Source organism: Micromonospora sp. A202, assembly GCF_006715105.1.
Classification (GTDB): Bacteria; Actinomycetota; Actinomycetes; order Mycobacteriales; family Micromonosporaceae; genus Micromonospora; species Micromonospora zamorensis.
The window spans coordinates 3,396,895-3,409,036 of the sequence record NZ_VFMP01000001.1 but is presented as its reverse complement, the minus strand read 5'-3'; the positions used below and the strand labels follow the sequence as shown (position 1 = coordinate 3,409,036).

Annotated in this window: 9 protein-coding genes; 5 read left to right on the top strand and 4 right to left on the bottom strand. The window is 71.3% G+C overall.

From position 1 onward, the window contains the following. Positions 1-50 precede the first annotated feature (50 nt). The 4 genes from FBZ33_RS15925 to FBZ33_RS15910 all read right to left on the bottom strand — a co-directional run bounded on the left by FBZ33_RS15925 (position 51) and on the right by FBZ33_RS15910 (position 4,650). Entirely contained in the window at positions 51-1,427 is a 1,377-nt protein-coding gene (locus tag FBZ33_RS15925) for a GH1 family beta-glucosidase (protein ID WP_141909656.1), read from the bottom strand. A gap of 29 nt (positions 1,428-1,456) precedes the next feature. Beyond that, positions 1,457-2,296, bottom strand: coding sequence for a carbohydrate ABC transporter permease (locus FBZ33_RS15920; protein ID WP_088948469.1), 840 nt, complete (start codon positions 2,294-2,296; stop codon positions 1,457-1,459). Further along, positions 2,289-3,281, bottom strand: a complete 993-nt coding sequence (locus FBZ33_RS15915; RefSeq protein ID WP_088948468.1) for a carbohydrate ABC transporter permease — start codon at positions 3,279-3,281, stop codon at positions 2,289-2,291. Before FBZ33_RS15915 ends, FBZ33_RS15920 begins: the two co-directional genes overlap by 8 nt. A 70-nt stretch (positions 3,282-3,351) precedes the next feature. Beyond that, on the bottom strand, positions 3,352-4,650 hold the full coding sequence (locus tag FBZ33_RS15910) for an ABC transporter substrate-binding protein (protein ID WP_088948467.1): 1,299 nt from the start codon (positions 4,648-4,650) through the stop codon (positions 3,352-3,354). A gap of 239 nt (positions 4,651-4,889) precedes the next feature. Between FBZ33_RS15910 and FBZ33_RS15905 the strand changes: the two genes are divergently transcribed. The 5 genes from FBZ33_RS15905 to FBZ33_RS15885 all read left to right on the top strand — a co-directional run bounded on the left by FBZ33_RS15905 (position 4,890) and on the right by FBZ33_RS15885 (position 12,138). Further along, positions 4,890-6,089, top strand: a complete 1,200-nt coding sequence (locus FBZ33_RS15905; protein ID WP_141909655.1) for an ROK family transcriptional regulator — start codon at positions 4,890-4,892, stop codon at positions 6,087-6,089. A 230-nt stretch (positions 6,090-6,319) separates the two neighbouring features. After that, complete coding sequence (locus tag FBZ33_RS15900) at positions 6,320-8,956, top strand: discoidin domain-containing protein (RefSeq protein WP_141909654.1); 2,637 nt, start codon at positions 6,320-6,322, stop codon at positions 8,954-8,956. A 411-nt stretch (positions 8,957-9,367) separates the two neighbouring features. Beyond that, entirely contained in the window at positions 9,368-9,724 is a 357-nt protein-coding gene (locus tag FBZ33_RS15895; protein WP_088948464.1) for a YciI family protein, read from the top strand. 2 nt (positions 9,725-9,726) lie between these two features. Continuing rightward, positions 9,727-10,935 (top strand): RNA polymerase sigma factor, encoded by a 1,209-nt coding sequence (locus FBZ33_RS15890; protein WP_099854081.1) that lies wholly within the window; start codon positions 9,727-9,729, stop codon positions 10,933-10,935. A 69-nt stretch (positions 10,936-11,004) separates the two neighbouring features. Next, positions 11,005-12,138 carry a glutamate--cysteine ligase gene (locus FBZ33_RS15885; protein ID WP_141909653.1) on the top strand — a complete coding sequence of 378 codons (1,134 nt, stop codon included), beginning with the start codon at positions 11,005-11,007 and terminating at the stop codon, positions 12,136-12,138. The last annotated feature ends 4 nt before the right edge of the window (positions 12,139-12,142 follow it).

Here is a 12,142-nt window from a genome sequence, read left to right as displayed (position 1 = left end):
CGGGAACGGCCGCCCGGGTTACCCCGGGCGGCCGACCGCACCGCCCCCGATCAGGCCACCGGTGCGGCCGTCCCGGTCGTGCGGGCGAGACGCTGGTGCGCGCGGATCAGCTCGGCGTAACGCAGGCCGCTCGCCTTCATCGTCCGGGTCTGGGTCGGGTAGTCGACGTGCACCAACCCGAAGCGCTTGTCATAGCCGTACGCCCACTCGAAGTTGTCCAGCAGCGACCAGACGAAGTAGCCGTCCAGCGGCACACCCCGGGCCACCGCCGACGCGCACGCCGCCAGGTGCTGCTCCAGGTGGTCGGTGCGCTCCTTGTCCTCCACCCTGCCGTCCGCGGTGACCTCGTCCGGCCAGGCCGAACCGCTCTCGGTGACGATGATCCGACCGGGCTGGTACTCCTCGTGCACGTCGACCAGCAGCCGCTCCAGCCCCGCCGGGTACATCTCCCAGCCCATCGCGGTCTCCACCGAGCCGGGCACCGGCACCTGCCGGGCGTACGGTGCCGCGCCGGTCGGGTCGTCGACCACCAGTTGACGGAAGTAGTAGTTCACCCCGAGGAAGTCGGTGGGCGTGGCGATCACCGCGAGGTCGTCGCCGCGTACCGGTGGCTCGACGCCGTAGGTGGCGATCATGTCGGCGGGGTAGCCCCTTCCGTGGATCGGGTCCAGCCACCACCGGTTGACGTGCCCGTCCGCCCGGCGGGCAGCCGCGACGTCCTCGGGCCGGTCGGTGGCCGCCTCGATCGGGCTGAGGTTGAGCACCAGGCCCACCGAGGCCGGCCGTGCGGCGTTGGCGCGGATCGCCTGAGTGGCCAGCCCGTGCCCGAGCAGCACGTGGTGCGAGGCGTGCACCGCGCGGGTGAGGTCCCGCTCGCCGGGGGCCATCCGCCCCTCCAGGTGCCCGATCCAGCACACGCAGAGCGGCTCGTTGACCGTGTTCCAGTCGCCGACCCGGTCACCGAGGCGAGCGGCCACCACCGCCGCGTAGTCGGCGAACGCCTCGGCGGTGGACCGCTCCGGCCAACCGCCCCGGTCCTGCAACGCCTGCGGCAGATCCCAGTGGTAGAGGGTGACGAACGGTCGGATCCCGTCGGCGAGCAGCGTGTCGACGAGCCGGTCGTAGAAGTCCAGCCCGGCGGGGTTGACCCGCCCGACACCGTCGGGCATCACCCGGGGCCAGGCCACCGAGAAACGGTACGCGTCCACGCCGAGCCGGCGCAGCAACGCGAAGTCCTCGGGCCACCGGTGGTAGTGGTCGCAGGCCACCGCGCCGGTGTCGCCGTTGTCGACGTTGCCTGGGGTCGCCGAGAAGGTGTCCCAGATGGACGGTGCCCGGCCGTCGACGTCGACGGCCCCCTCGATCTGGTACGCCGCCGTGGCGACGCCCCAGAGGAAGTCGGGTGGCAGCTTGGACAGGTCGGGCACGGGACGGATCTCCTCTGGGTTTGGATGACTCACTTGACCGCGCCGGCGGTGAGGCCGGCGACGAAGTAGCGCTGAAGGGCCAGGAAGCCGACGACGACCGGGATGCTGACCACCAGCGAGGCGGCCATGATCTGGTTCCAGTAGACGTTGAACTGGGTGGAGTAGCCCTGGAGGCCGACGGCCAGGGTGCGGCTGCCCTCGTCGGTCATCACCGACGCGAAGAGCACCTCACCCCAGGCGGTCATGAACGCGTACACGGTGACCGCGACGACGCCGGGCACTGCGGCCGGCAGGATCACCTGGAACAGGGTGCGCAGCGGACCTGCGCCGTCGACCTGCGCCGCCTCGTCCAGCCCCCGAGGTATCGAGTCGAAGTAGCCGACCAGCATCCAGATCGAGAACGGCAACGAGAAGGTCAGGTACGTGATCACCAGGCCGGTACGGCTGGCGTACAGCTCGATGCCGGTCGCGTTGCCCAGGTTGACGTAGATGAGGAACAGCGGCAGCAGGAACAGGATGCCGGGGAACATCTGGGTGGACAGCACCGTCACCGAGAAGACTCCCCGGCCGCGGAACCGGTACCGGCTCACCGCGAACGCGGCGAAGATGGCCACCACCACCGAGCAGACCGCCGCGATGGTCGACACCACCAGGCTGTTCACCAGGTAACGGGCCAGTGGGACGGTGCTCCACATGTCCACGAACGGTTGCAGCGTCGGCCGGCTGGGCCACCAGGTGAAGCCGTTCTGCACGTCCTGCAAAGGTTTCGCCGCGGAGGTGACCATCACGTAGAGCGGGATGACGACGAAGAGGGTGAGCAGGGTCAGCACGATGCGCCGGCCCCAGCGCTCACCGGCGGTCTCACGCATGGTCGTCCCTCCGACGGTTGGTGATCAGCAGGTACACGGCCGAGACGACCAGCAGGAACAGCAGCAGCGCCACGGACATCGCCGAGCCGGAGCCGAAGTCCCAGGTCTTGAAGGAGCTGCGGTAGATGTGGATGGAGATGAGGTCGGCCTGCTCCGGCGCGGAGCCGCCGAAGAGCACGAACGGGGTGTTGAAGTCGTTGAACGTCCACAGGAACAGCACCAGCAGCAGCACCAGGTTCACCGGCCGCAGCATCGGCAGGGTGACCGAGCGCAGCCGGCGCCAGAACCCGGCGCCGTCGATCGCGGCGGCCTCGTACATCTCGCCCGGCACGTTCTGCAGACCCGCCATCAGGCAGAGGAACGCGAACGGCCAGTTGCGCCACACCGACACCACCAGCAGCGACCAGAAGCTGTTGTCGCCGATCAACCAGAACGGCCGCTCGCCCAGCAGCCCGAGCTGGTCGACGAGGACGTGGTTGACCAGGCCGGTGTCGCGCTGCAGCAGGAAGCTCCAGGTGATCACCGCGGCGTAGACCGGCAGGGCGTACGGGGTGAGGAACAGCGCACGTAGGATCGCCCGCCCCCGGAAGGGCCGTTGCAGCACGACGGCCGCCGAGATGCCGAGCAGCCAGGCGAACCCGACCGAGAGCACGCTGTAGGCCAGGGTGACCCAGAACGAGTGCAGCAGTTCCTTGCCGGCGGCGCTGTTCAGGTCGAGCGTCGCCCGGTAGTTCTCGAACCCGATGAAGGGTGCGGTGGACCAGTCGCGAATGTGGAACTGGGTCAGCTCCAGCATGCTCATCCAGACGCCGACCACCATCGGGATGACGTGGATGGCGAGTTCCAGCACGATGGCCGGTGCGAGCAGCAGGTACGGCAGGAGTGAGCGGCGGGGGCCGCGGGGCCGGCGGGCCGGCCTCCGGGCCGGTGACCCGGCCCGGGGTTCGCGCCGGTCGGCGTCCGGCGCGGTGGTGCTGGTTGCCATCGGGGTCCTCTCGGAGGCGGTGGCCGTGGCCGGGCTCAGCGCCCGACCACGGCCACCGGTGACGCCTGGGTCAGCGCATCTTCTGCTGCGCGTCGGTCAGCTTCGCCTTCACCGACGCCTCGGTGACCGGCTTGCCGCTGGCCGCGTCCGCGAACAGCTCCTTCATCGCGGTGCCGACCAGGGTCTCGAAGGTGCTCTCCTCGGGCACCTGCGGGAGCGGGGCCGCGGTGGTGACCAGGGTCTCCTGGATGGTCTTCTGCTCCGTGGCGCTGAACGCCGGGTCGGAGCCCGCGGTCTTCACCGCCGGCAGCGAGCCGTACGTCTTGTTGAGGAGCGTCTGCTCCTCGTCGCTGGTCATGAACTTGACGAAGCTCAGCGCGCCGTCCTTGTTCTTGGTGTGCTTGAAGACCGCCATGTTGATCCCGGCGACCATGCTGTTGACCTTCTTGCCGCCGGGCGGCGGGCTGGCCAGGAACGGCACCGGGGCCACCCCGTACGCGTCGGCCGGCATGTTCTGCGTCTTCAGGTTCGAGCCGGCGGACTGCCACAGCAGCATGGCGGCCTTGCCGTTGGCGAAGTCGGAGACCGACTGGTTCTGCGCATACTCGGCGTTGCTCGGGTTGGTGATCTTGTCGGCGGCCATGAAGTCGATGTAGCGCTTGATCGCCGAGACGTTCTGCGGGGTGTCGAAGGTCGGCTTGCCGGCCGAGTCGAACCACTCACCGCCGTACTGCTGGCTGAAGGTGAACGCGTGGTGGGCGTTCTCCGACGGGTTGGCCCCCTCGATCGCCAGGCCCCACTTGCCGCCGGTGCTCAGCTTCTTGCCGTACTCGGCGAGCTGCTCCCAGGTGGTCGGCGGTGCGGTGATGCCGGCGTCGGCGAACGACTTCTTGTTGTAGTACAGGCTGTACGCCATGCTGTAGAGCGGCACGGCGGCCGGCGGCTTGCCGGGGGCGCCCGCGGCGGCGAGCGCGGCCGGCACGATCCGGTCCTTGCCGCCGACGGCCTGCAGCGCGGCGTCGTCGAACTCGACCAGCGCGCCGGTGGCCTGCAACGAGGCCGACCAGGTGTTGCCGATGTTGACCACGTCCGGGCCCTTGCCGGAGGCGGCGGCCGCGAGCAGGCGGTTGAGCAGGTCCGACCACGGGACCACCTCGACGGTGACCTTGATCCCGGTCTGCTTCTCGAACTTGTCCAGCTCGGGCTGGAGGATCGTCTTGTCGGCCTCCAGGCTGGCGCCCTGGTTGCTGGCCCAGTAGGTGAGGGTCTTGGGTGATGCGGCGGAGTCGTCGCCGGAGCCACCGCAGGCGGTCAGCGAGGCGGCGGCCAGTACGGCGGCGGTGAATATCCCGAGGTGTCGTCTCGACACGGGTCAGCCCTTCCGGTGCGTGGTGGGGGTCCGCCGACCTCCGTCGCCGATAGGGGTCGGGACGACGGGCGGCCGGCTGCGGACAGGGTTCGGGGGTGCGCCGTCGGGGTCCGTCGGCGTTTCCCGGGAGTTAAATCACGGCTTAAATTATGTCGTCATTAAAGTTGCTGGCCGGTGGGTCGTCAAGCACGAGGCGGTTACAGTCGCCTCGAACGGCCGACGGGAAACGAGGGTGACGAGTGGAGCTGGCGCGTGCCACCAACCGCAGTGTGCGGCTGCGCAACCGGTCTGCCCTGCTGACCAAGCTCTTCCTCGACGGCCCGCTCACCCGGCAGGACCTGGTGCGCAGCACGGGCCTGAGTCAGCCGGCGGTCAGCAACGTGGTGGCCGACCTGATCGACGAAGGGCTGGTCGCCGAGGCCGGCGCCGCCGAGTCCGACGGCGGTCGGCCCAGCATGCTGCTGCGGATCGCACCCCGGTTCGCCTTCGTGGTCGGCGTGGACGTCGGCGAGACCCGGGTCCGGGTGGAGCTGTTCGACTTCGCGATGACCCTGCTGGCCAGCATCGAGTACCCGCTCGACCCGGCCCGGACCGAGCCGGACCTGGTGGCCGGGCACGTGGTGGCCGGCATCGACGCGGTGACCGCCCAGGCGCAGGTGGCCCCCGGCGACGTGCTCGGCGTCGGCATCGGCGTCTCGGGCGTGGTCGAGCAGGGCGCCGAGGCGGTCGTGCACGCCCAGGCCCTCGGCTGGGACCGGGTGCCGCTGGAGCGTCTGATCGGCGCCGGCACCAATCTGCCGCTGCACATCGACAACGGCGCCAAGACCCTCGGCCAGGCCGAGATGTGGTTCGGCGCCGGCCGGGGCGCCCGGCACGCCGTCTTCGCGCTTGTCGGCTCCGGGGTCGGCGCGTCGGTGGTGACCAACGGCGCCACCTACCGGGGTGCGTCCAGCAGCGCAGGGGAGTGGGGGCACACCACCCTCGTCTACGGCGGCAGGGCCTGCCGGTGCGGCGCGCGCGGCTGCCTGGAGGCGTACGTGGGCGCCGAGGCGATCATCGACCGCTACCGGGAGGCGCGTCGGGGTCGACCGGTGCCCGGCGAGGACGAGGAGTCCCAGATCGCGGCGCTGGTCGCCGCCGCCGAGACCTCGGCCACCGCCCGGCGGGTGCTGGACGACACCGCCGGCTACCTCGGTGCCGGGGTGGCCAACCTGATCAACCTGTTCAACCCGGAGCGTGTGGTGCTCGGCGGATGGGCGGCGATGGCGCTGGGCGACCTGCTGCCGGCCGTCCGGGAGGCCGCCGGCAGGCAGGCGCTGCGCCAGCCGTACGAGCAGGCGTCGATCGAGCTGTGCCGGCTCGGCGTGGACGCCGTGGCGCTGGGCGCCGCCACCCTGCCGATCGCCCGCTTCCTCACCGAGGGTGGCATCCGCCGCTGAGGCGGAACGACGGGGCCGGCGGCGGCAAATTACACAAAACCCGAAGCTCGGGATAAATAACGGTGTTATAGATCGATGTCTTGACGCCGTCGCAATCTCGCCGCAACACTCACTCGAGAGCGCTCTCCGGTCCGCGGCGCCGCCCATCGCTGGCACCACCCACGGCGCCACGGGGCCCAACCCGATCCCACCCGTCCGGCATCCGTAACCCCCTATCGACAGGCGATGTCATGACATCTCGTGCAATATCCGCACGCCCGCGTCCCCGACGGGCCGTCCGGCACCTGATCGTCGGGCTCACCGTGGCCCTGGTCGCGGCGCTCACCCCGGCCGGTGCCACCACACCCGCGCAGGCCGCACCCACCCTGCTCTCCCAGGGCCGCCCCGCCACCGCGTCGTCCACCGAGAACGCCGGCACCCCGGCCTCCGCCGCGGTCGACGGCAACACCGGCACCCGCTGGGCCAGCGCGTTCAGCGACCCGCAGTGGCTCCAGGTCGACCTGGGCGCCCGGGCAACCATCAGCCAGGTGAACCTGCTCTGGGAGGGCGCCTACGGACGCGCCTTCCAGCTCCAGACCTCCGACGACGGCGCCACCTGGACAACGATCTACTCGACCACCACCGGCACCGGCGGCACCCAGAACCTCACCGTCACCGGCGCCGGCCGCTACGTGCGGATGAACGGCACCGCCCGGGGCACCGGTTACGGCTACTCGCTCTGGGAGTTCCAGGTCTACGGCGAGACCGGCGGCAGCACGCCCACCTGCGGCAGCACCAACGTCGCGCAGGGCAGCCCGGCGACCGCGTCGTCCACGCAGGACGCCGGCCTCGCGGCATCCGCCGCGGTCGACGGCAACACCGGCACCCGGTGGGCCAGCGCCGCCAGTGACCCGCAGTGGCTGCGCGTCGACCTGGGCAGCACGCGCACGATCTGCCGGGTGGTGCTCACCTGGGAGGCCGCGTACGCCCGGGCGTTCCAGCTCCAGACCTCGGCCGACGGTGCCACCTGGACCACCATCTACTCGACCACCACGGGCACCGGCGGCACGCAGTCGCTGACCGTCAGCGGCAGCGGCCGGTACCTGCGGATGTACGGCACCGCCCGGGGCACCGCGTACGGCTACTCGCTGTGGGAGCTGGCGGTGAACACCACCGGCGGCGGGACCGGTGAGCCACCGGTCGACACGACCGACCCGCGCAACCCGAACCTCGGGCCGAACACGTTCGTCTTCGGCCCGAGCACCTCGACGTCGACCATCCAGAGTCGACTGAACACCCTCTTCACCCAGCAGGAGACCAACCAGTTCGGCCCGCAGCGCTACGCGGTGCTGTTCAAGCCCGGCACCTACACCGCCGACGTCAACCTCGGCTTCTTCACCCAGGTCGCCGGGCTCGGCCTGAGCCCGGACGACGTCAACCTCAACGGTCACGTCCGCACCGAGGCGTTCTGGTTCGGCGGCAACGCCACCCAGAACTTCTGGCGGGCCGCCGAGAACCTGTCGGTCACCCTGCCCGCCGGGCAGACCGTGGAGCGCTGGGCGGTGTCCCAGGCGGCGCCGTACCGGCGGATGCACCTGCGCGGCGCGCAGAACCAGATCCAGCTCTGGAACGGCGGAGACGGCTGGTCCAGCGGCGGCCTGATGGCCGACACCCGCGTCGACGGCCTGGTCGTCTCCGGCTCGCAGCAGCAGTGGTACTCGCGCAACAGCGAGTTCGGCAACGGCTGGACCGGCTCGGTGTGGAACATGGTCTTCCAGGGCGTCAACGGCGCTCCCGCGCCGAGCTTCCCCAACCCGTCGCACACCGTCATCGGCCAGACCCCGCAGGTGCGGGAGAAGCCGTTCCTCTACGTCGACGGCACCGGTGAGTACCGGGTCTTCGTGCCGGCGCTGCGCACCAACTCGACCGGCACCAGCTGGTACAACAAGACCCCGGCCGGCTCGTCCATCTCGCTGTCGCAGTTCTACGTCGTCCAGCCGGGCACCAGCGCGGCCACCATCAACGCGGCCCTCGCCCAGGGCCGGCACCTGCTCTTCACCCCGGGCGTGCACCACGTCACCGAACCGATCCAGGTCAACCGCGCCGACACTGTCGTCCTCGGCCTCGGTCTGGCCACCATCCAGGCCGACAACGGCAGCGTGGGGATGCGGGTGGCCGATGTGGACGGCGTCAAGGTGGCCGGCCTGATGTTCGAGGCCGGCACGACGAACTCGCCGGTGCTGATGGAGGTCGGGCCGTCCGGCTCGTCCGCGAGCCACGCCAGCAACCCGACCTCGCTGCACGACGTGTTCTTCCGCATCGGCGGCCCACACGTCGGCAAGGCCACCAACACGTTGACCGTCAACAGCGACAACGTGATCGGTGACCACATGTGGCTGTGGCGGGCCGACCACGCGGCCAGCGGCGTACCCACCGGGTGGACGCTGAACACCGCCGACACCGGGCTCACGGTCAACGGCGACAACGTCACCATGTACGGCCTCTTCGTCGAGCACTACCAGAAGTACCAGACCATCTGGAACGGCAACGGCGGCCGGACGTACTTCTACCAGAACGAGCTGCCGTACGACCCGCCCAACCAGGCGGCCTGGATGAACGGGTCGACCCGGGGCTACGCCGCGTACAAGGTCGCCGATTCGGTGACCAGCCACCAGGCGTGGGGGCTGGGCAGCTACAGCTACTTCAACGTGAACCCCGCCGTCGTGGAGGAGCGGGCCTTCGAGGTGCCCAACAACCCGAACGTGCGCTTCACCAACATGGTCACCGTCTCGCTCGGTGGCGTCGGCACCATCAACCGGGTGATCAACAACGCCGGTGGCACCGCGAACGCGGCCAACCAGCAGGTGTACCTGACCACCTACCCCTGACCGGGGCACCCGCGCCGGCCCGGTTCTCCGTGACCGGGTCGGCCCGGGTAGCACCCAGGGCCGTGGCCGGCCCGGTCCCGCCGAGACCGGGCCGGCTCGGTCGTGCCGCTCAACCGGCCAGCACCTCGGCCGCCACCCGCTCGCCGGCACCGCTCACCCGGTCGCGGGCCTCCGGCACCCGCACCTGGGCGGACCGTACCCCTGTCCTTCGTCCTTTGCTCTGCACCCACCGAGGCGACGCCTCGGTGGGCCGCCGACTGTCGCATCCGTGGGTGCAGAGCAAAGGGCACGCCGACCCCCGGGCCGGGCCGGCCTCCGAGAAACTTTCCGCCGGCCTGTCGATCCGGGCCCGGGCCGATCGTGTGGAGGATGAGAGGCCGGCGACGGGCCGGCCCCCCGCGAGGAGGAACGATGACGCTGTACCTGCTCAGCCTTCACCAGCCGCAGGGCGAGCTGCCCCCGGACCCGGAGTTTCTGGCCGGGGTGATGCGCCAGCTCGGTGAGCTGCGCGCCGAGTTGGTCTCCACCGGCTCGTGGGTCTTTGGCCAGGGACTGCACGGCCCGGAGACCGCCACCGTGCTGCGCGCCCGCGACGGCGACGTCCTGGTCACCGACGGCCCGTTCGTCGAGGGCAAGGAGTACCTGGGCGGCATCACGATCATCGACGTGCCCGACCTGGACGCCGCCCTGGACGTGGGCCGTCGTTACGCGTTGGCCACGACGCTGCCGATCGAGGTCCGCCCCTTCCAGGCGGGGGCCGGAGACTGACCGTGCCGGATGTGGAGGCGGTGTTCCGCGCGGAGTACGGGCGCGCGGTCGCCGTTCTGGTTCGCCTCCTCGGCGACATCGACCTCGCCGAGGAGGCCGTGCAGGAGGCTTTCGTCGTCGCGGTGGCGCGCTGGCCGACGACCGGCCTGCCGCCCAGTCCGGCCGGCTGGATCATCACCACGGCCCGGAACCGGGCGATCGACCGGTTGCGCCGCGACGCGTCCCGGGTCGACCGGCACGCCCAGGCGGCCCTGTTGTTCGCGGCCGACGGACCCGTCGAGGAGGGACCCGTGCGCGACGACCGACTCCGTCTGATCTTCACCTGTTGCCATCCGGCGCTCGCCCCTGCGGCCCGGGTCGCGCTCACCCTGCGCCTGCTCGGTGGGCTGAGCACCACCGAGATCGCCCGGGCCTTCCTGGTGCCCGAGGCGACCATGGCGCAACGGCTGGTTCGTGCCAAGTCGAAGATCCGGAACGCTCGGATCCCGTACCGCGTGCCCCGCGACGCCGACCTGCCCGACCGGCTGCACGCGGTGCTCGCGGTGCTCTACCTGATCTTCAACGAGGGGTACACGGCGAGCGCCGGGCGACAGCTCGTCCGCGCCGAGCTGTGCGTCGAGGCGATCCGGCTGACCCGGCTGCTGGTCGAGCTGATGCCGGACGAGCCGGAGGCGCTCGGTCTACTCGCGTTGATGCTGCTCACCGAGTCCCGCCGCAACGCGCGGACCAACGCCGCAGGTGAGCTGGTGGCGCTGCCCAACCAGGACCGGGCCCGGTGGGACGCCGAGCTGATCACCGAGGGGCAGGCGCTGGTGCGCCGCTGCCTGCGCCGCGACCGGCCCGGGCCGTACCAGATCCAGGCCGCGATCGCCGCCGTGCACAGCGCCGCGCCGCGAAGCGCCGACACCGACTGGGGTCAGATCCTCCAGCTGTACGACCACCTGACGGTCGTCGCCCCCAGCCCGGTGGTCGCGCTGAACCGGGCCGTCGCGCTCGCCGAGGTGGCCGGGCCGGCCGCGGGGCTGGCCGAGGTGGATCGGCTCGACCTGGACAGCTACCACGTGCACCACGCGGTCCGCGCCGACCTGCTCGTCCGCCTCGGTCGGGAGGCGGAGGCCGTCGAGGCGTACCGGACAGCCGTCGCCCTGACGGACAACGCGGCCGAACGGGCCTTCCTCACCGCCCGCGCGGCGGCGCTGGCGACCTCCTGAGCGGGCGTTTGCCGTCGGGTCGGGCCGGGAAACCGAGGCGCCGGCCGAAGCAGTGGAGGGCGAGAGACCATGAAGTACCGTTCGGCGACCGCCGGCACCGTTCCCGACCTGTCCACCCTCACGCTCGGCGTCGAGGAGGAGTTCCTGCTGCTCGACCCGGACAGCGGGCGCAACCTGCCGGTGGCCGACCAGGTGCTGTCCGCGCTGCGCGGCTCCGCCCGGGACCAGAGCCGCCAGGAGTTCCGGCACAGCATGGTGGAGATGGTCACCCCGGTCTGCGCCGACCTCAGCGAGCTGCGCGCGCACCTGGTGGCGCTGCGCCACTCCGCCGCCGAGGCAGCCACCGCGGCCGGGGCCCGGCTGGTGGCGATCGGCGCCACGCCGGTGGCCGAGCCGCACCGGACGGTCCCCGACGAACCGCGCTATCACGCGATGTCGCGCCGCTACGGCCCGGTGGCGCACGACCCGGCGGTGTGCGGCTGTCACGTCCACGTCGGGCTGCCCGACCGGGAACTGGCCGTGCAGGTCTGCAACCACCTGCGGACGTGGCTGCCGGTGGTGCAGGCGATCACCACCAACTCACCGCTGCACGACGGGCACGACACCGGCCACGCCAGCTGGCGGTCCATGCAGCTGGAACGCTGGCCCAGCATCGGCCCGACGCCGTACTTCGACTCCGCCGCCGACTACGACCGGACCGTCGACGAGCTGATCGCCGCCGGCATCATGCTCGACGCCGCGATGGTCTACTGGTACGCCCGCCCGTCGTCGGCCTACCCGACGGTGGAGATCCGGGTGGGCGACGTCTGCCCGGACGTGGACGACGCGGTGCTGGTCGCCGCGCTGGTCCGGTCCCTGGTCGCCACCCTCGCCGACGACGTACGCGCCGGGGTGACCGCGCCGCCCGTGCGCGACTGTCTGGTCGCCGCCGCCCACTGGCGGGCCGCCCACGACGGCCTCGACGGCGAACTCATCGACCTGCGCGCCGGCGGCACCCGCCCCGCCTGGGCGCTCGTCGACGAGTTGATGGCCCTGATCGCGCCGGCCCTGCTGCGCCACGGCGACCTGGGGTACGTGTTGGCGCAACTGGCCCGTCTGCGCCGCGACGGCACCGGCGCGACCCGGCAGCGCCGCGTGTTGGAGCGCACCGGTGACCTGCGTGCCGTCCTCGACGACCTGGCCGCCCGCACGACCGCCGGCTGATCGG

Bases quoted from the DNA above. Each gene is read 5' to 3' on its own strand.
- FBZ33_RS15920 (WP_088948469.1), bottom strand. From the start codon at position 2,296: ATGCGTGAGACCGCCGGTGAGCGCTGGGGCCGGCGCATCGTGCTGACC.
- FBZ33_RS15915 (WP_088948468.1), bottom strand. From the start codon at position 3,281: ATGGCAACCAGCACCACCGCGCCGGACGCCGACCGGCGCGAACCCCGG.
- FBZ33_RS15895 (WP_088948464.1), top strand. From the start codon at position 9,368: ATGACGCTGTACCTGCTCAGCCTTCACCAGCCGCAGGGCGAGCTGCCC.
- FBZ33_RS15900 (WP_141909654.1), top strand. From the start codon at position 6,320: ATGACATCTCGTGCAATATCCGCACGCCCGCGTCCCCGACGGGCCGTC.
- FBZ33_RS15885 (WP_141909653.1), top strand. From the start codon at position 11,005: ATGAAGTACCGTTCGGCGACCGCCGGCACCGTTCCCGACCTGTCCACC.